This window comes from Pseudomonas sp. NBRC 111123 (genome assembly GCF_001320205.1).
Lineage (GTDB): Bacteria > Pseudomonadota > Gammaproteobacteria > Pseudomonadales > Pseudomonadaceae > Aquipseudomonas > Aquipseudomonas putida_J.
In genome coordinates, this window is record NZ_BCAZ01000021.1 from 39,156 (window position 1) to 58,070 (window position 18,915).

Annotated in this window: 17 protein-coding genes; 5 read left to right on the forward strand and 12 right to left on the reverse strand. The window is 64.4% G+C overall.

The genetic code is table 11. From position 1 onward, the window contains the following. Nucleotides 1–26 precede the first annotated feature (26 nt). The 3 genes from APH27_RS12945 to APH27_RS12955 all read left to right on the forward strand — a co-directional run bounded on the left by APH27_RS12945 (nt 27) and on the right by APH27_RS12955 (nt 3,489). Nucleotides 27–701 (forward strand): protein glxC, encoded by a 675-nt coding sequence (locus APH27_RS12945; RefSeq protein ID WP_027918574.1) that lies wholly within the window; start codon nt 27–29, stop codon nt 699–701. 15 nt (nt 702–716) lie between these two features. Beyond that, nucleotides 717–2,042 carry an FMN-binding glutamate synthase family protein gene (locus APH27_RS12950; protein WP_060485017.1) on the forward strand — a complete coding sequence of 442 codons (1,326 nt, stop codon included), beginning with the start codon at nt 717–719 and terminating at the stop codon, nt 2,040–2,042. A gap of 145 nt (nt 2,043–2,187) precedes the next feature. Continuing rightward, nucleotides 2,188–3,489, forward strand: a complete 1,302-nt coding sequence (locus APH27_RS12955; protein ID WP_060485018.1) for an ammonium transporter — start codon at nt 2,188–2,190, stop codon at nt 3,487–3,489. A gap of 107 nt (nt 3,490–3,596) precedes the next feature. Here the strand turns inward: APH27_RS12955 and APH27_RS12960 are convergent, their stop codons facing one another. Both APH27_RS12960 and APH27_RS12965 read right to left on the reverse strand, forming a co-directional pair. After that, nucleotides 3,597–5,009, reverse strand: a complete 1,413-nt coding sequence (locus APH27_RS12960) for a cytosine permease (RefSeq protein WP_060485019.1) — start codon at nt 5,007–5,009, stop codon at nt 3,597–3,599. Between the two features lie 414 nt (nt 5,010–5,423). Next, nucleotides 5,424–5,876 (reverse strand): Lrp/AsnC family transcriptional regulator, encoded by a 453-nt coding sequence (locus APH27_RS12965; RefSeq protein ID WP_027918577.1) that lies wholly within the window; start codon nt 5,874–5,876, stop codon nt 5,424–5,426. A 112-nt stretch (nt 5,877–5,988) separates the two neighbouring features. On the opposite strand from APH27_RS12965, the gene APH27_RS12970 reads away from it, so the two are divergent. Both APH27_RS12970 and APH27_RS12975 read left to right on the forward strand, forming a co-directional pair. Beyond that, the gene (locus APH27_RS12970; protein WP_027918578.1) at nt 5,989–6,603 is read left to right on the forward strand and encodes a LysE family translocator; all 615 of its coding nucleotides are present in this window, start codon (nt 5,989–5,991) and stop codon (nt 6,601–6,603) included. 102 nt (nt 6,604–6,705) lie between these two features. Continuing rightward, on the forward strand, nt 6,706–8,868 hold the full coding sequence (locus APH27_RS12975; protein WP_060485020.1) for an ATP-binding protein: 2,163 nt from the start codon (nt 6,706–6,708) through the stop codon (nt 8,866–8,868). A 22-nt stretch (nt 8,869–8,890) separates the two neighbouring features. Here the strand turns inward: APH27_RS12975 and APH27_RS12980 are convergent, their stop codons facing one another. The 10 genes from APH27_RS12980 to APH27_RS13025 all read right to left on the reverse strand — a co-directional run bounded on the left by APH27_RS12980 (nt 8,891) and on the right by APH27_RS13025 (nt 18,705). Further along, complete coding sequence (locus APH27_RS12980; protein WP_060485021.1) at nt 8,891–11,059, reverse strand: ATP-binding protein; 2,169 nt, start codon at nt 11,057–11,059, stop codon at nt 8,891–8,893. Between the two features lie 117 nt (nt 11,060–11,176). Continuing rightward, nucleotides 11,177–11,740, reverse strand: coding sequence for an NUDIX hydrolase (locus tag APH27_RS12985; protein ID WP_027918581.1), 564 nt, complete (start codon nt 11,738–11,740; stop codon nt 11,177–11,179). 20 nt (nt 11,741–11,760) lie between these two features. Next, entirely contained in the window at nt 11,761–12,507 is a 747-nt protein-coding gene (locus APH27_RS12990) for a GntR family transcriptional regulator (RefSeq protein WP_027918582.1), read from the reverse strand. Between the two features lie 90 nt (nt 12,508–12,597). Continuing rightward, nucleotides 12,598–12,987, reverse strand: coding sequence for a carboxymuconolactone decarboxylase family protein (locus tag APH27_RS12995; RefSeq protein ID WP_027918583.1), 390 nt, complete (start codon nt 12,985–12,987; stop codon nt 12,598–12,600). A 187-nt stretch (nt 12,988–13,174) separates the two neighbouring features. Then, a complete protein-coding gene (locus APH27_RS13000; RefSeq protein WP_027918584.1) occupies nt 13,175–13,660 on the reverse strand; it encodes a flavin reductase family protein in 486 nt (161 codons plus the stop codon). 13 nt (nt 13,661–13,673) lie between these two features. Beyond that, a complete protein-coding gene (locus APH27_RS13005) occupies nt 13,674–15,155 on the reverse strand; it encodes an aldehyde dehydrogenase (protein WP_027918585.1) in 1,482 nt (493 codons plus the stop codon). Then, nucleotides 15,152–15,985, reverse strand: a complete 834-nt coding sequence (locus APH27_RS13010; RefSeq protein ID WP_027918586.1) for an alpha/beta fold hydrolase — start codon at nt 15,983–15,985, stop codon at nt 15,152–15,154. Before APH27_RS13010 ends, APH27_RS13005 begins: the two co-directional genes overlap by 4 nt. A gap of 68 nt (nt 15,986–16,053) precedes the next feature. Beyond that, complete coding sequence (locus APH27_RS13015; RefSeq protein WP_003256068.1) at nt 16,054–16,650, reverse strand: amino acid synthesis family protein; 597 nt, start codon at nt 16,648–16,650, stop codon at nt 16,054–16,056. Nucleotides 16,651–17,103: 453 nt separating this feature from the next. Further along, complete coding sequence (locus APH27_RS13020; protein ID WP_060485022.1) at nt 17,104–18,144, reverse strand: LLM class flavin-dependent oxidoreductase; 1,041 nt, start codon at nt 18,142–18,144, stop codon at nt 17,104–17,106. Between the two features lie 75 nt (nt 18,145–18,219). Beyond that, nucleotides 18,220–18,705, reverse strand: coding sequence for a flavin reductase family protein (locus APH27_RS13025; protein WP_027918588.1), 486 nt, complete (start codon nt 18,703–18,705; stop codon nt 18,220–18,222). Nucleotides 18,706–18,915 lie beyond the last annotated feature (210 nt).

Sequence of the window (18,915 nt, forward strand, 5' to 3'; positions counted from 1 at the left end):
CTTCCACCGAATCACTGGAGACATTCATGAAGACGATCGACCTTTCCAGCGCCTCGGTGCGCGTACTCAACCAGTCCCTGCACGGCGATGTGCAGGATCGCGAATGGCGGGTGACCCACCCCGACGGCAAGCACAACCTGGCCGTGGGCATCAATGCCGCGGTGTCGGTGGATATTGAAGGCCACGCCGGCTACTACTGCGCCGGCATGAACCAGCAGGCCAGCGTCACCGTGCACGGCAACGTCGGCGTGGGCGTGGCCGAGAACATGATGTCTGGCTCGGTACGGGTCAAGGGCAGCGCCTCCCAGGCAGCCGGTGCCACCGCCCATGGTGGGTTGCTGGTGATCGAGGGCGATGCTGGCGCGCGTTGCGGCATCTCGATGAAAGGCGTGGACATCGTGGTCGGCGGCAGCATCGGCCACATGAGCTGCTTCATGGGCCAGGCCGGGCGCCTGGTGGTGTGTGGCGATGCCGGCGATGCGCTGGGCGATTCGCTGTACGAGGTGCGCATTTATGTCAGGGGTTCGGTGCAGTCGCTGGGCTCGGACTGTATCGAAAAAGAAATGCGCGCCGAGCACCTGCAAGAGCTGCAGGAGCTGCTGAACAAGGCCGGCCTGCAACACAAGGCGGCCGATTTCAAACGTTACGGCTCGGCCCGCCAGCTGTACAACTTCAAAGTCGACAACGCCAGCGCGTACTGATCCAGGAGCATTCCCATGAGCGAGCAATTCCCCCCGGTACTGCGTGAGTCGGCCACCTTCGATCGCCTGACCATCCAGGAAATCCAGCGTGCCGCCGAAACCGGCATCTACGACATTCGCGGTGGCGGCACCAAGCGCCGCGTGCCGCACTTTGATGACCTGCTGCTGCTGGGCGCCAGCGTGTCGCGCTACCCACTGGAAGGCTACCGCGAAAAATGTGGCACCGACGTGGTGCTGGGCAACCGCTTTGCCAAAAAGCCGATTCACCTGAAGATCCCGGTGACCATCGCCGGCATGAGCTTTGGCGCGCTGTCGGCCAATGCCAAGGAGGCCCTGGGCCGTGGCGCGACTATTGCCGGCACCAGCACCACCACCGGCGACGGTGGCATGACCCCGGAAGAGCGCGGCCAGTCGCAGCACCTGGTTTACCAGTACCTGCCGTCGCGCTACGGCATGAACCCGGACGACCTGCGCAAGGCCGACGCCATCGAGATCGTCCTGGGCCAAGGTGCCAAGCCGGGTGGTGGCGGCATGCTGCTGGGCATGAAGGTCACCGAACGGGTGGCTGGCATGCGCACCTTGCCGATCGGCGTCGACCAGCGCAGCGCCTGCCGCCACCCGGACTGGACCGGCCCGGACGACCTGGCGATCAAGATTGCCGAGATCCGCGAGATCACCGACTGGGAGAAGCCGATCTACGTGAAGATCGGTGCCAGCCGCCCGTACTACGACGTCAAGTTGGCAGTGAAGGCCGGCGCCGACGTGATCGTGCTCGACGGCATGCAGGGCGGCACTGCGGCCACCCAGGAAGTGTTCATCGAACACGTCGGCATTCCGATCCTGCCGGCCATTCCCCAGGCGGTGCAGGCGCTGCAGGAGATGGGCATGCACCGCAAGGTGCAGCTGATCGTCTCCGGTGGCATCCGCAATGGTGCCGACGTGGCCAAGGCCATGGCCCTGGGCGCCGATGCCGTGGCCATCGGCACGGCGGCGCTGATCGCCCTGGGCGACAACCACCCGCGGCTGGACAGCGAGCTGAAGAAGATCGGCTCGGCCGCAGGCTTCTACGACGACTGGCAGAACGGCCGCGACCCGGCCGGCATCACCACCCAGGACCCGGAACTGGCCAAGCGCCTGAACCCGGAAGAGGCCGGCCGCCGCCTGGCCAACTACCTGCGGGTGCTGGTGCTGGAGGCGCAGACCATGGCCCGCGCCTGCGGCAAGTCGCACCTGCACAACCTCGACCCCGAGGACCTGGTGGCACTGACCGTCGAGGCGGCGGCCATGGCCCGGGTGCCGCTGGCTGGCACTGCCTGGGTGCCTGGTCAGGGCCAGTACTGATCCGATATTTCGGGGCCGCTTTGCGGCCCTTTCGCGACGCAAGGCCGCTCCTACAAGGGATCGCAATTTCTTGTAGGAGCGGCCTTGCGTCGCGAAAGGGCTGCGAAGCAGCCCCAGATGCCCCCATTCGCAAAGGAGTGACCCCATGAAGCTTGCCCTTGCTGTTGTGCTGTTGGCATTGACGCCGTTGGCCCACGCCGCCGAACCCACCCTGGACACCGGCAACACTGCCTGGATGATCTGCGCGGCGATGTTCGTGCTGATGATGTGCATCCCGGGCCTGGCGCTGTTCTATGGCGGCATGGTGCGGGCGAAGAACTTCCTCTCGGTGTTCACCCAGCTGTTCGCCGTGGCCGGGGTGATCGGCATCCTCTGGGTGCTGTTCGGTTACAGCCTGGTGGTCGACACCAGCGGCATGGTCGAAGGGCAGTTGACCTTCAACAGCTTCATCGGCGGCCTGGACAAGGCGCTGATGCTGAACATCGGCCACGACAGCCTGGTGGGCAGCATCCCGGAAGGGGTGTTCGCGGTGTTCCAGCTGACCTTCGCGATCATCACGCCAGCCCTGATCGCCGGTGGGTTTGCCGAGCGCATGAAGTTCAGTGCCTCGCTGCTGTTCATGGCGGCCTGGTTCGTCCTGGTGTACGCGCCCATCGCCCACATGGTGTGGGGTGGGCCTGGGGCGCTGATGGTCAACTGGGGTGTGCTGGACTTTGCCGGCGGCACGGCAGTGCATATCAACTCCGGTGTGGCAGCGCTGGCAGCGGCGTTGATGCTGGGCAAGCGCAAAGGCTATCCGCAGACGGCCATGCCGCCGCACAACCTCGGCTTCACCCTGGTGGGCGCTGGGCTGCTGTGGGTCGGTTGGTTCGGCTTCAACGTCGGCTCCGGGCTTGCGGCCAACGAAGGGGCAGGGGTGGTGATGCTGGCGACCATGGTCGCGGCCTGTGCCGGGATTGTCGGCTGGTTGCTGACCGAGAAGATCATGCATGGCCGGCCGACGGCCCTGGGGGCAGCATCCGGTGCATTGGCCGGGCTGGTAGGCATCACGCCGGCCTGCGCTTTTGTCGGGCCATTGGGTGCGGTGGTGATCGGCTTGCTGACCGGCGCGATCTGCTTTTTCGCCGTGACCCGGCTCAAGCAGGCACTGGGGTACGACGACAGCCTCGATGTGTTCGGGCTGCATGGGGTTGGCGGGATGGTCGGGGCGGTGCTGACTGGGGTATTTGCTGCGCCGTCGCTGGGCGGCTATGTAGAAGGGGCCTCGCCGATCGGGCAGGCCTTGGTGCAGCTCAAGGGCGTGGCGTTCACCTTTGTTTACTGCTTTGTGGTGAGCTGGGCGATTCTCGGGGCCATCAAGCTGACCGTGGGGCTGCGGGCCAGCCGGGAAGAGGAAGAGCAGGGGCTGGACCTGGCCGAGCACAATGAGCGGGCTTACAACCTCTGACAGCGTGTTTCGCCGGTGCTGGCCTTTCGCGGATAAAACCGCTCCTACAAGGAATCGTCCATCCCTGTAGGAGCGGATTTATCCGCGAGAAGCCAGTACAGGTTGAATCAGTGCCCCATGGCCAACTTGGCACCCATCTGCCGGCGGCGGTAGGCGCTGTCACGCGAAGCCAACCACCCGTACAGCGGCGAAGTGACGGCCAGGCCCACCAGCCACGACAGGTCGGCCCCGTTGATGTGCTCGGAAATCGGCCCGACATACAGTGGTGTGTTCATGAACGGGATCTGCACCACAATGCCCACCGCGTAGGCAATCAGTGCCTGCGGGTTGTAACGGCCGTAGATACCGCCATCGACCTTGAAGATCGACTGGATGTCGTAGTCGCCCTTGTGAATCACATAGAAGTCGATCAGGTTGATCGCCGTCCACGGAACCAGCACCACCAGCAGCACCAGCACCATGTCGACGAAGTGGCCGATGAAGTCGGCCGAGGCGAACACCGCGACCACGCAGCAGGCTGCCAGCACGATCAGCGACAGCACCGCACGGCTCTTGGCGGTGGGGATCCAGCGGTAGGCGAAGGTCTGCACCAGGGTGATGATCGACAGCACCGCACCGTACAGGTTGAGGGCGTTGTGGCTGATCACGCTGAGCAGGAACAGCACCAGCATCACCGGGCCCAGGCTGCCGGTAGCGAGCTTGACCGCGTCCATGGTGTCGACGCCAGCCGGGATCGCCAGCACCGCCACGGCGCCGAAGATGAACGACAGGCTCGAACCCAGGGCCGCGCCCAGGTAGGTGGTCCAGAAGGTCGAGCTGACTTTCACATCAGCCGGCAGGTAGCGCGAGTAGTCCGACACGTAGGGGGCGAAGGCGATCTGCCACAGCGCCGCCAGTGAAACGGTGGCAAGCCAGCCGGCCAGGTTGAAGCCGCCGCGGGTCAGGAAGTCGTCACTTTGCACATGGCTGAAGATGTAGCCGAAGCCGACCACGATACCAATGCCCAGCACCCAGGTGCCAATGCGGTTGAGCACATGGATGAAACGGTACCCGATGATGCCGATGATGCCCGAACCCAGCGCACCGATGACGATGCCCACCGATACCGGTACGGCCTCGACCACGCCATGCAGCGACTTGCCGGCCAGCACGATATTGGAGGCGAAGAAGCCGATGTACATCACGCCGGCAATCACCACCACCAGCAACGCGCCAAGGGTGCCGAACTGCGCGCGGCTCTGGATCATCTGCGGGATGCCCATCTGCGGGCCCTGGGCCGAGTGCAGTGCCATCAGCACGCCACCGACCAGGTGGCCGACCAGGATGGCGACGATGCCCCACACCAGGTTCAGGTGAAACAGCTGCACGCCCAGCGCGCCGGTGACGATGGGCAGTGGCGCGATATTGCCGCCGAACCACAGTGTGAACAGATCCCTTACCTTTCCATGGCGGTCTTCCGGCGGCACATAGCCGATCGTGTGTTTTTCTATGAGGGGGGCCGAATTGGCTGCACTGGTCATGACTGACTCCAAGGCAAGGTGGGGCATCGGGTGCTGCCCGGATGCGTGCCGGCGAAGGGCGACGCGTTCTTGTTGGAGCGATGATGCGGGGCGCGGGGATAACGAGAAATTAGTAAATATGTGCCCATAAACCTTAAAAAACCTAAGGCTGACAAAAGGTTAAGCGGTGGACGGTAGCAAGGAGGGTGCCAGCTGGCTGGAGGGCTTGAGGTAGAGGGGGTAGGCGTTGTGTGAGCGGCGGAGGGTGAGCTTTGGTGGTGCACAGTGTGCATTAACAGGGCAAGGCAAATTTGTTGGCTGTGCTGGCCCTTTCGCGGGTAAACCCGCTCCCACAGGTACAGCACAATTTTCAATATCTGCGGTGAACCTGTGGGAGCGGGTTTACCCGCGAAAGGGCCCGTACAGGCAATACAGCTACATCGGCAACAACCGGTCCTGAATCACTTCTTTCATCACCAGGGTCGAGCTCAGGCGCTTTACATTGGGAATGCTGGTCAGCTGCTCGTCATACAGCTTCTGAAATGCCGGCAAGTCCTTGGCCACCACATGCAGCAGATAATCCGGGTCGCCGAACAAGCGCTGGGCCTCGACGATCTGCGGTATCGCCGCCAACGCCGCCTCGAAATCCGCCACGGGCTGGCGGGTCACCTCGCGCAGGGTCACGAACACCAGCGCAGCGAAGTTCAGCCCCAGCGCGCTTGGCGCCAGGCGCGCGTGGTAGCCAAGGATGGCACCGGACTCCTCCAGCGCCTTCAGGCGCCGATGGCAGGGCGACAGACTCAGCCCTACACGGTCGGCCAGCTCAGTCACCGAGAGGCGACCGTCTTTTTGTAGCTCGGCAAGGATCTTTCGGTCTGTTCTGTCCATCTAGAAGAATCTTCCAACATGAATGGCAATAGGGGAAATATACGAAAGAAAATCCCCCGGCGGAATCCGTAGGCTTTCTTCACCACCCAAACTGTGTGTAAGGAAGACTCAAGTGGCAATCAGTGTGCTGACGGCGTTCTGGGCCGTGTCGTTGCTGTTCGTGATCACCCCCGGTGCCGACTGGGCCTATGCCATTTCTGCGGGCATGCGCGGGCGTTGGGTGATGCCTGCCGTGGCAGGCATGTTGTCGGGGCATTTTCTTGCCACCCTGGTGGTGGCGGCAGGGGTGGGCAGCCTGCTGGCCGGTCACCCGCTGGCGATGACCCTGCTGACCCTGGCCGGTTGCGCCTACCTGCTGTGGTTGGGTGGCAACCTGCTGCTGAGCCCGGCGGCGCCGGAGGCGGGGCAGGCCAACGTGGGCGATTCGGGGCCGCGTTGGGCGCTCAAGGGCCTTTGCGTAAGCGGGCTGAACCCGAAAGTGTTCCTGTTGTTCCTGGCCTTGCTGCCGCAGTTCACCGACCCGCAGTCGAGCTGGCCGGTGCCCCTGCAGATCCTGCTGCTGGGGCTGGTGCACCTGTGCAGTTCGCTGGTGATCTACTCGCTGGTCGGCTACGGCGCCAAGGCCGTGCTGAGCAGCCGGCCCGGTGCAGCTCGATGGGTAGGGCGGGTGTCGGGGACGGCCATGGTTGCGGTGGCGCTGGGGTTGATTGTCGGCCAACTGCACTGAACGCAGCGCCACTGATCGTTCGGCCAAATCCTGCGGAACGAACTGCTGATTGCCGATCTCCTATCCAGAGATGGATGGAAATGTGCCCGGGACTTCCCAGACATGAGATCGCTTCAGCAACACCACAAGGACACCGTGACCGCGCCGCCGAGCTTCCTGTTCAATGGCGGCAGTATTGGCAGCCTGCTGCAGTCGATGGACTGGAGCAGCTCGCCACTGGGCGCGCCACACACCTGGTCGCCGCACCTGCAGGCGGTGATGGCCACGCTGCTGCCAGCTCAGGCGCAGTTCGTGCTGTTCTGGGGCGATGCCTATGTGGCCCTGTACAACGATGCCTACGCCCCGACAATCGGCACCAAGCACCCGCAGGCCCTCGGGCGGCCAGCGCAGGAGCACTGGAGTGAATTGTGGGACGACCTCGAGCCGCTGCTGCGCGGCGTGCGCGAGACTGGCCAGACCTTCTGGGCCAAGGACCGCCCCTTCTATATAGAGCGTCGAGGCCTGGGCGAAACCGTCTATTTCGATGTGTCCTATTCCGCCGTGCACGAAGCCGACGGCAGCGTCGGCGGTGTGTTGTGCCTGGTGGCCGATACCACCGAACGGGTGCGCTTCCAGCAGCGCCAGGCGTTCTTGCTGGAACTGGGCCGAACCTTGCCGGGGCTGGGCGAGGCGGAGCGCATCGAGGCCTACGCAGTGCAGCGCCTGGCCCAGGAACTGGGCGCTTCTCGTGTCTTTTTCGGCGAAGATCAGGGCGATGGCAATGGTTTTCGGGTGGCCCAGGAGTGGGTCGACGGCCTGCCTTCGAGGGTCGGTCAGCATGACTACGCCAGCGTCGGAGCGTCGTTGCGTGAGCAGCTGGCTGCGGGCAAGGTGGTGCAGCAGGCCTATGAGGCCCAGCTCGATGGCTTGTGTGCCACGCTGCACGTTCCCGTGCTGCGTGCCGGGCGCCTCGAAGCGATGCTGGGCGTGCATTTCCATACCCCTCGCCAGTGTTTCGAGGGCGAATGCCAGTTGATCGAGGAAACCGCCAAGCAAACCTGGGCCGCAATCTCCCACGCCCGCGCCGAACGGGCCTTGCACCTGCTCAACGAAAGCCTTGAGGACCGCGTCGCGGCGGCGCTTGCCGAGCGCGAGGCCGCCATGCTGCAGCTGCACGAGGCGCACAAGCTGGAGATGATCGGGCAACTGACCGGCGGCATCGCCCACGACCTCAACAACATGCTGACGCCCATCATCGCCTCGTTCGAGCTGCTGCGCCGTAACCCGCAATCGGAGCGCGCCCCGCGCCTGATCGAGGGCGGCCTGCAGGCGGCCGAACGGGCGCGCAGCCTGGTGGCGCGCCTGCTCAGTTTCGCCCGGCGCCAGACCCTCAAGCCGCAGCCCTTGTCGCTGGCGGCCTTGGTGGCCGACATGCGCGAGCTGATGGCCCGCTCGCTGGGGCCGACCATCGAGGTGCAGGTGCAGATAGACCCGGCACTGCCCGCAGTGGTGGCCGACCCTCACCAACTGGAGCTGGCGGTGCTCAACCTGGTGGTCAATGCCCGTGATGCCATGCCCGACGGCGGCATGCTGAATATCACTGCCGGGCTCGACAGCGCCGGCCCGCCCAAGGCGGACAGTGTGAGCGCGGCGCGCCAGATCTGGCTGCAGGTCCGTGACAATGGCTGCGGCATGACTGAAGAGCAACTGCGCCGCTGCATCGAGCCGTTCTATTCGACCAAGGGCGTGGGCAAGGGCACCGGGCTGGGTCTGCCGATGGTCCAGGGCCTGGCGTTGCAGTCGGGCGGCAGCTTTGCCATCGAGTCGCAGCCGGGGCAGGGCACCACGGCAACCCTTTGGTTGCCGCTCAGTGATGTGGCGGCACCCTGCAGGGACATTGAGTTGCCCGAGGCGCCGCAGGCCGATCGGCCGTGCCGGGTACTGCTGGTGGATGACGAGGAGATCGTGCGCCATGCCACCGCCGCCCAGCTGCGCGACTTGGGTTATGACGTAACCGAGGCTGGCAATGCGGCGGCGGCCTTGCATCTGCTGGACAAGGGCTGGCTGCCGGATGTGCTGGTCACCGACCATGTCATGGCCGAGATGACCGGTGTGCGTCTTGCCCAGCAATTGCGCGAGCGGCAGGCGGATCTGCCGGTGCTGATCATCACCGGCTACGCCAACCTCACGCCGCGGGAGCTCAAGGGCTTCGAGGTGCTGCGCAAGCCTTACCGGCAGGCGGAGCTGGCGCAAAGTGTGGCCAGGTTGTTAGCCCGCTCGCGCTGATCGCCGGGGTGCAAAGCTGCAATCAAGCGTCGAGCACTTTGCCAAGCATCTGGCACACCTGCTCCGCAGAATAGGGCTTGGCCAGGAAGGCAAAACCCTGGTGCCCGCCCTCGGCGATCGCCTCGCTGTAGCCCGAGGTCAATATCACCGGCAGCTGCGGGCGCTGCTTGCGCAACTCCCTGGCCAGGGCCAGCCCCCCTATCCCTGGCATGACCACGTCGGAAAACACCGCGTCGAAATTGCCATTCGGCCCGTTCAGCTGGGCCAGTGCCTCTTCGGCCGAGCAGGCCCAGCTGATGTGGTAGCCATGGTCATGGAGAATCTGCGCGGTAAAGTTGCCGACATCGGGGTTGTCCTCAACCACCAGGATGCGCCGCCGCTCGCCCACCGGTTGGACCTGCGTGCCGCTATCTGCGTCGCCCGGCAGCTGCGCGGCCGGCGCGGGCGCTTGCGGCAGGTACAGGGTAAAGCTGGTGCCCTGGCCCTGTATGCTGCTGACCTTGACGTCGCCCCCGGACTGCTTGGCGAAACCGAACACCTGGGACAGGCCCAGCCCGGTACCCTCGCCAGGCGCCTTGGTGGTGAAGAACGGGTCGAAGATGCGTTCCAGCAGCTCGGGGGCGATGCCGACACCGCTGTCGGTCACCGAGATTGCGGCAAACACCCCGGGCTGCTCGGGCATGTGCTGGTCGGCCAGCAAGCGTAGCCGCAGCGTACCTTCACCGGCCATGGCATCGCGGCCGTTGAGCATCAGGTTGATCACTGCTGTTTCCAGTTGGCTGAGGTCGGCGCGGATATGGCAAGGTGCTTGGGGCAGTTGCAGCTTCACCTGGACCCGCGCCCCCGTGGCGGTATCGAACATGTCGGCCATTGCCTCCAGCCGTGGCCCGGCTTCGAACACCTGCGGGCTGAGGGCCTGGCGCCGGGCGAAGGCGAGCAGTTGGCCGGTGAGCTTGGCGCCACGGTCGACCGAGTCGGCCATGGTCTTGAGGTAGCGCTCGCGCCGCTCGCCATCGAGGTTGGGGCGCTGCAGGAAGTGCAGCGACGAGCGGATGATGGTCAGCAGGTTGTTGAAGTCGTGGGCCACACCGCCGGTCAACTGGCCGATGGCTTCGAGCTTCTGGGTCTGGCGCAGCACAGCTTCGGTATGCAGCAGCTGGGTGGTGCGCTCTTCGACCCGGTGTTCCAGGGTGGCGTTGAGTGCCTCCAGCGCCGCCATCGCCTCGCGCACTTCGGCATTGGCCTGAACCCGCTGGATATGCGCCCAGCAACGTTCGGTCACTTCGCTGATCAGCGCTTGTTCATAGTCAGTCCACACCCGTGGCACACGATCGTGGATGGCCATCAGCGCGGTCAGCCTGCCGCCTTTGATCAGCGGCATGCAGATGGTGGCAGTGATGCCTATGGCCTGAAATGTCGCCGCCTCGTCAGCGGCCAGTTCGCGCAGGTTGTCATTGATTACCAGGGGCAGGCCGCTGCGTAGCCGGCTGACCGCCAGCCGGCCGAAGTCATGCAGGTGATACTGGCCGACCAGGCGGGGAGAGCCGGGCGCCACCGCATCGCCGCAGATGGTGAAGCCGTCCTGGTCAGGCGCCATCACCGCATAGGCGCAGCTCGACAGGCCAAGATGCTCGACCAGCATGCCCGTGGTGATGGCCAGGATCTGGTCCGGATCGGTGGCTTCGGTCACGGCGCGGCCGAGGTTGTCGAGAAAGTTCAGGCGCTGGTTGGTGACCACGCTTGAGGTGGTTTCGGTGACCGTGTCGAGCATGCCCAATACCTCGCCATCATGGCCGCGAATGGGGCTGTAGCAGAAGGTGAAGTAGGCACGCTCGGGGCCACCGTTGCGGTTGATTGTCAGCGGGAAGTCTTCGATGTACACGGCCTCGCCGGCCATGGCGCGGTCGGCCATCATGCCGATGTCGGCCCAGGCTTCCTGCCACACTTCGCTGAAGGGTTTGCCCAGGGCCAAGGGCTTTTGCCCAAGGATCGGGATGAACGCGTCGTTGTACAGGGTGAGCAGGGCCGGGCCCCAGAGTATGGCCTGCGGGAAGCGCGAGGCCAGGCACAGGGCCACCGTGGTTTTCAGGGCGTCGGGCCATTGATCAAGCGGGCCCAGGGGGGTAGCTGCCCAGTCATGGTTGCGGATGCGCTCGGCCATCTGCCCGCCGCCGTCTAGCCATTTTGCCATGTACGCTGCCGGTCCTCTTGCATAAGGCCTTTAGGGTGCACCGAGAATAGACGGTTGGCGAGGGTTTTATGCTCGCTTGCGCTGGCCTTTTCGCGGGCACGTCGGGGCCAGTGCAGGTCAGCGCATGAAGTGCACCTTGCCTGTGTCGTCGTTACCCATATAGATGCCATACACCCCGGCCTGGCGCTCGAGGATGTAGCGCTCGAGAATCTGCCGGATCGCCGGGTAATAGATTTCATCCCAGGGTATCTCGTGCGGCGCGAAGAATTTGTACGCCAGCGTTTCCGGCCCGTACTGCCCGGTCTCTTCGGTGGCGATGGCGCGGAAGATGATGTACACCTCGCTGATTTTCGGCACGCTGAAGATCGAGTAGGGCGAGACGATGTCGGCGCGCACGCCGCTTTCTTCCCACACCTCGCGCAGCGCCGCCTGCTCGGTGGTCTCGCCGGCTTCCATGAACCCTGCCGGCAAGGTCCAGGTGCCGGGGCGCGGGGGGATGGCGCGCTGGCACAACAGGTACTTGCCATCGCGCTCGATGATGCAGCCGGCGATGATCTTTGGGTTGATGTAATGAATGTAACCGCAGCCGGTGCAGTGCAGGCGCTCGTGGGTGTCGCCTGTGGGAACGCCCCGGGCCAGTTCCGTGGTGCAATGCGGGCAGTAGCGCGGGGCGTTGGGCATGTCAGCGGCCTATAAGGGTCTTATATACGTGGGTCCTTCAGGGCCAAGGGTTCGACCATGTCGCGCACCTTGGTGTTGTCGTCCTGTTTCTGGCGCAGGTAGTCCAAGGCTACCTTGGCGGCGGCGCGTACGTGGTCGACCGAGGCCTGGTGAGCCACAAGCGGGTCGCCGCCCTTGATCGCCTCGACGATCTTTTCCATCTCACGGTTGCTGGCACCGCGGCGGTTTTCTTGCGATACCGAGGTGGCGCGCAGGTAGCTGATGCGTGCCTGCAACTGGCGCAGCTGCTGCGCTGCGACCTGGTTGCCGGAGCCTTCCAGGAGCACGTCGTAGAAGCCTTGCACCGAGTCCAGCACCTGCTGCAGCTCGCCTTCTTCCAGGGCTTCGCGGTTGACCTCGAGGGCGCGCTCCAGTGCACGGATGTCCTTGGCCTTCGCGTTGAGAGTGAACAACTGCACGATCAGGCCTTCGAGCACGCAACGCAGCTCGTAGATATCGCGGGCGTCTTCCAGTGTGATGATGGCCACGCGCGGCCCCTTGGCGTCGGCGAATTCCACCAGGCCTTCGGATTCCAGGTGGCGCAGGGCCTCACGCACCGAGGTACGGCTGACGCCGAGGCGGTCGCAGAGGTCGCGCTCGACCAGGCGGTCACCCGGCAGCAGGTGGAAGTTCATGATCGCGCCGCGCAGCTTGTCGAGCACGATTTCGCGCAGGGTAACGGGGTTGCGGTTGACCTTGAAGCTGTCGTCGAGGGGCTGGCGTTTCATCAAGTGCGCTCTGAATGAGGCTGCCCGGCCGCAACCGCAATAGCACCACGAACCATCGGTGCTCCTTGCGTGGGTTCGGACAGCCCGCTGTTAACGGGTTGACTCCGCATCGGCTTCAGCGAACGCTTCACGGGCCAGGCGGAAACTGTCCACCGCCGCGGGCACGCCGCAATAAATGCCGACCTGGAGCAGGATCTCGCGAATCTGTTCACGGCTCAGGCCATTACGCAATGCGCCGCGAATATGCAGCTTGAGCTCGTGGGGCCGGTTGAGCGCGGAAATCATGGCCAAGTTTATCATGCTGCGCTCTTTCAGCGAGAGGCCTTCGCGGCCCCAGACGTGGCCCCAGCAATACTCGGTGACCAGCTCTTGCAGCGGCTTGGTGAACTCGTCGGCATTCTGGATCGAGCGGTTGACGTATTCCTCGCCCAGCACCTGGGTGCGGATCTGCAGGCCTTTGTCGTACTTTTCGTTGCTCATGCGCAGTACTCCGAATGAAAAAAGGGGCCGCAACCGAGGGTGAGAGGGTGGGCGCGGCCCCTGAAAAGAGGGGCTGATATCTTGGGGCTGCTTTGCAGCCCTTTCGCGACACAAGGCCGCTCCTACAAAGGACCGCAATCTCCTGTAGGAGCGGCCTTGTGTCGCGAAAGGCCCAAAACCTTAAAGGTCAGCCCAGGGGCGGCAGGGCGCCCAACTTGCCCTTGTGGTAGACCATTGGTGTTACCGGCTCGGCCGGCAGCACCAGGTTCTTCACCGCGCCGACAATGATCGCGTGGTCACCGCCGTCGTATTCGCGCCACAGTTCGCACTCGATGATCGCCGTGGCCTTGGTCAGCAGCGGGTTGCCCAGCGCGCTCAGTTGCCACTCGACCCCTTTGGCCTTGTCCTTGCCCTTGCCGGCAAAGGCATAGGCCTCGGCGGTCTGGTCGGCAGACAGCAGGTGGATCGCGAACTGCTTGCTGTCCCGCAGGATCGGGTAGGTGTCCGAAGCGTAGTTGGGGCAGAACAGCACCAGCGCCGGGTCGATCGACAGCGCGCTGAACGCGCTGGCGGTGATGCCGACGATGCCGCCGTCGGCGTCCAGGGTGGTGACCACGGTGACGCCGGACGGGAACGAGCCCATCACGTCTTTGTAGATGCCTGGTTCGATCATCTCGTGCTACCTCTTAGCGCATCACAAACGGGTCGGGCATCGGCGCGGTGGACAGGTTGATCCACACGGTCTTCAGCTCGGTATAGGCCAGCACCGAATCGATGCCGCTCTCGCGGCCGTAGCCGCTGTTCTTGAAGCCGCCGATCGGCGCCATGGCCGACACGGCGCGGTAGGTGTTGACCCAGATGATCCCCGAACGCACGTCGCGGGCCAGGCGGTGGGCGCGGCCCAGGTCACGGGTCCAGATGCCGGCGGCAAGGCCGAACTGCGAGTCGTTGGCGATGGCCAGGGCCTCTTCCTCGGTCTTGAAGCGGATCACGGCGGCGACCGGGCCGAACACCTCTTCCTGCATGATGGTCATCGAGTTGCTGTCGCACTCGAACAGGGTCGGCTCGTAGAACCAGCCTTCACCTTCGACTTCGGCACGCTTGCCGCCCATGTGCAGCTTGGCGCCTTCGGCCTTGGCCGCAGCCACCAGGCCTTCGACCACGGCCAGTTGCTGGGCGGTGGCCATCGGGCCCATTTCGCTGGCATCGTCCTGCGGGTTGCCGATGCGAATGCGCTTGGCGCGGGCAATCAGGCGCTCGACGAACTCGTCGAAGATCTCGTCCTGCACCAGCAGGCGCGAGCCGGCCACGCAGCTCTGTCCGGAGGCGGCATAGATGCCGGCCACGGCGCCGTTGATGGCGCTGTCCAGGTCGGCGTCGGCGAAGATGATGTTCGGCGACTTGCCGCCCAGCTCCAGCGACAGCTTGGCGAAGTTCTCGGCACTGCTGCGCACCACGTGGCGAGCAGTGGCGGCGCCGCCGGTGAAGGCGATCTTGCGTACCAGCGGGTGGCGGGTCAGCGCCGCGCCGGTGCTTGGGCCGTAGCCGGTGACCACGTTGACCACACCGGCCGGGAAGCCGGCTTCCAGGGCCAGGCGGGCCAGCTCGAGGATGGTCGCCGAGGCGTGCTCGGACGGTTTGAGCACGATGGTGTTGCCGGCGGCCAGCGCCGGGGCCAGCTTGATCGCGGTCAGGTACAGCGGGCTGTTCCACGGGATGATCCCGGCCACCACGCCGATGGGTTCGTGCACGGTGTAGGCGAACAGGTCCGGCTTGTCCAGCGGCAGGGTGCCGCCTTCGAGCTTGTCGGCCAGGCCTGCGGTGTAGTGGAAGAACTCCGGCAGGTAACCGACCTGGCCGCGGGTTTCGCGGATCAGCTTGCCGTTGTCACGGCTTTCCAGCTGGGCCAGGTGTTCCTTGTTCTCGGCGATCAGGTCACCCAGGCGACGCAGCAGCTTGCCACGCGCGGTGGCGGTGATGCTGCGCCACGCCTTGCTGTCGAAGGCACGCTGGGCGGCCTGTACGGCCAGCTCGACATCGGCTTCATCGGCGTCGGGCAGTTGCGCCCAGGCTTGGGCTGTGGCCGGGTTGAGGCTGTCGAAGGTCTTGCCGCTCTGGGCATCGAGCCATTGGCCGTCGATGCACATCTGGAAACGAACGAGGGTCATGCAACAATCCCCTTGGCGGATTCGGTGAGGGTGCGGGCTTGGGCGAGGAAGTCCAGGAGCATCTTGTTGACTTCACGCGGTGCTTCCACAGGCATCATATGCCGTTGCTCGGCCAGGACCACGCTTTGCGCACCAGGGATGCTGGCAGCGAGCTGGCGGGTCATGGCCGGGGTGGAGCCCGAGTCGAGTTCGCCGGTGGCGATCAGCGTCGGCACCTGGATGCTGCCCAGGTCGCCTGCGCGGTACATGTCCTGGGTGGCGAACAGCGAGTAAGTGGTGTGGTAACCCTGCGGGTCGTTGTTGGCCAGCACTTGGCGAATGGCGGCGACCTGCGCCGGGTTGGCAGCCTTGTATTCACGGCTGAACCAGCGGTCGAGCGCGGCGTCGACGTTGGCGTCGGGGCCGAGCTGCGCAGCCTGGGCGGCGCGGGCGATGACGCCGGCACTCTGCTCGGGGGTGCGGTTGAACACGCTGTTGAGCACTACCAGGGCAGCCAGGCGCTGCGGGTAGTTGAGGGCAAAGGCGCGGGCGACCAGGCCACCCATGGAAAAGCCGATCACGATGGCTTGTTGAAGCTGCAGGTGGTCGAGCAGTTCGGCGAGCTGGGCGGCGTAGCCTTCCAGGCCGGTGTCGGCGGCGGGCAGTGCGCTCTGGCCGTGGCCGAGCATGTCGTAGGCGATGACGCGGTAGTCGTTGGCCAGGCCAACGATCTGACCGCCCCACATTTCCTTGTTCAGGCCTACGCCGTGGATCAGCACCACGGGTTGGCCCTGGCCGACGGACAGGTAGCTGGTGCCGGCAGGTGTACGTTCAGCGACAGGCTGAATCATGGAGGGCGCTCCTTGAAGGTCGGGCGCGGCGGGTAAGCTCGCCGCGCCCCGGCCCGTCTTGGTTGTTGTTATTGAGCGTTGGCTTTTTCGGCAGCCAGTTCTTCCAGGTCGATGTAGCGGTTGCCGATGCGCGGGTGCAGGCGGCCACCGTCGGCTGCGCCCAGGACCACGACGATTTCATCGGCGCGCGGGGCGTCTTCGATCTGCATTTCCAGGGTGATGTAGTGCGAACGCAGGCCTTCGTCGTCCTTCTGCATCATCGGGATCTGGATCGAGGTGCCTGGGCCGCCGCGCTTGTTGGTGAAGCTCAGGTAGCTCTTGGCCTGTACCGCTTCGCGGTAGTGGTTGCCGAAGCGCAAGGTGTGGATCACCGCCGAGGCGTGCTCGATCTCGCCATCGGCGCCGACCACAGCGGCCTTGCCGTAGGCTTCGATCTTGTCGGCACCGCCGATGGCAGCGGTCAGGCGCTCGACCATCAGGGCACCGAGCTCCGAGCAGTTGGCGCGGATTTCCGGCTTCAGATCTTCAACGAAACCGCGACCGGCCCATGGGTTCTTGATCACCACGGCCAGGCCGACCATGGTCACCGGCTTGTCGGTGGCCTTGCCGCCTTCGATGCGGGTCTCTTCGGAGTAGGTGACGATCTTGCGGATTTCGAAACTCATGGGTGGCTCCTGGTGAGGGTTATCAGCTCTTGTTGTCTGATGGTATACCATAATATTTGTTGTGCAAGAGGTGTCTGGAAATTTCTATTGCCGCGGGGACGAAAGGTGGTGGCGTGCCTTGGGGTTTGTGGCGCCTGTGAGACCGAGCGCCGCTCGCGGATGAATCCGCTCCTACATTTTGTTGCAACGTCCCAAACCTGTTACGCCATGGTTGCCAGCCCCGGCGCATGACTTGAGCCCTACAAACAAGGCTGACAGCCATGGCCTCACAGGCATGGCCACGTTGCAACAGATGTAGGAGCGGATTCATCCGCGACGCGCCGCGCGGGCGGCGCGCGATATCGAAACCCCTACAGACCTAAAGGCGTACACTCGCAAAAAAAAGCCCGCTCACGCGGGCCGCAAGGGCCCACGGGAGCGGGCGCGTCCCGCAATGTCTCAGGCAATGGGAATTCAGGCGAACGCTGGCACCACTTCCTTGATGAACAGCTCGAGCGACTTCTTCTTCTCGGCGTGGGGCAGGCTGTTGTCGCACCAGAAGCTGAACTCGTCGACACCGAGCTCCTGGTAGTACTTGATGCGGGCGATGATCTCTTCCGGCGTGCCGATCATGGTGTTCTTGCGGATGTTCTCCAGCTGGAACGCCGGTACTTCGGCGAACTTGGACTCAGGGCTCGGCTCGAGGAAGCCGTTGACCGGGATGGTCTTGTTGCCGAACCAGGCATCGAAGGTGCGGTAGAAGCGCGAGATGGCCTGTGCGCCGATTTTCCAGCCTTCCGGCTCCGACGGGCTATGCACGTGGGTGTGGCGCAGCACCATCAGTTGCGGGCGCGGCACGTCCGGGTTGTTGTCCAGGGCGGCCTGGAACTTGTTCTTCAGGTCCAGCACTTCCTCGTCGCCTTTCATCAGCGGGGTGACCATGACGTTGCAGCCGTTGGCCACGGCGAAGTTGTGCGAGTCCGGGTCGCGGGCGGCGATCCACATCGGCGGGGTGGCGTTGAACGGCTTTGGCACACTGGTGGAGGTGGGGAACTTATAGACTTCGCCGTCATGGGCGTAGTCGCCTTCCCACAGCTTGCGCACCACCGGGACCATTTCGCGCAGGGCCTTGCCGCCGTCGGTGGCCGGCATGCCACCTGCCATGCGGTCGAACTCGAACTGGTAGGCGCCACGGGCCAGGCCCACTTCCATGCGGCCGTTGCTGATCACGTCGAGCAGGGCGCATTCGCCGGCGACGCGGATCGGGTTCCAGAACGGCGCGATGATGGTGCCGGCGCCCAGGCGGATCTTTTCGGTGCGCGCGGCCAGGTAGGCCAGCAGCGGCATCGGGCTTGGCGAGATGGTGTATTCCATGGCGTGGTGCTCGCCGATCCACACGGTGCTGAAACCGCCGTGCTCGGCCATCAGGGTCAGTTCGGTCAGGTCTTCGAACAGCTGGCGGTGGCTGACCTGTTCATCCCAACGTTCCATGTGCACGAACAACGAAAATTTCATGGGGCATTCCTCAACGCTTGAAAGTGTCTGTCGCCAGGCAGGGTTGGCGCCAGGTGTCTCGATTCAGAATAGGCTTCAGGCAAAGGCCGGCAGGCTGGCCATCTTGCCGCGGCAGTAGACCATCGGCCGGGGGGCTTCCTCGGGGACGATCAGGTTGTGTACCTTGCCGACCATGATGGCGTGGTCGCCACCTTCATATTCGCGCCACAGTTCGCACTCGATGACGGCGGTGGCGCCGGCCAGGATCGGGTTGCCCAGCTCACTCAGGCTCCACTCGATGCCGCTGGCCTTGTCCTTGCCTTTCTTGGCGAACGCGTAGGCTTCGGCCTGCTGTTCACCGGAGAGCAGGTGAATGGCAAAGCGCTTCTGCTTGATCAGCACCGGGTAGGAGTCGGAGGTGTAGTTGGGGCAGAACAGCACCAGCGGCGGGTCCATCGACAGGGAGGAGAAGGCGCTGGCGGTCAGGCCGACGACCGAGCCGTCGTCGTCCAGGGTGGTGATGACGGTAACGCCGGACGGGAAGGAGCCCATGACGTTCTTGTAGAGGGTTGCGTCGATCATCTGGTGTACCTCTAAACGGCTGCGGTGGTCCGCGGTTTTTATCGTTGATGTGTCTGATGGTATACCGTAATACCTATTTTGCAAGCGGAATTTTCAAGCCCGGCTATTGCGCGATGAACGGCTCAAGGCCACGTGAACCGTGGCTTTGAGTGGTGGGGCGGTTTGTCGCAGGGGTTCGGCAAGCAGATCAGCGGGCGTTTTTTACTACGG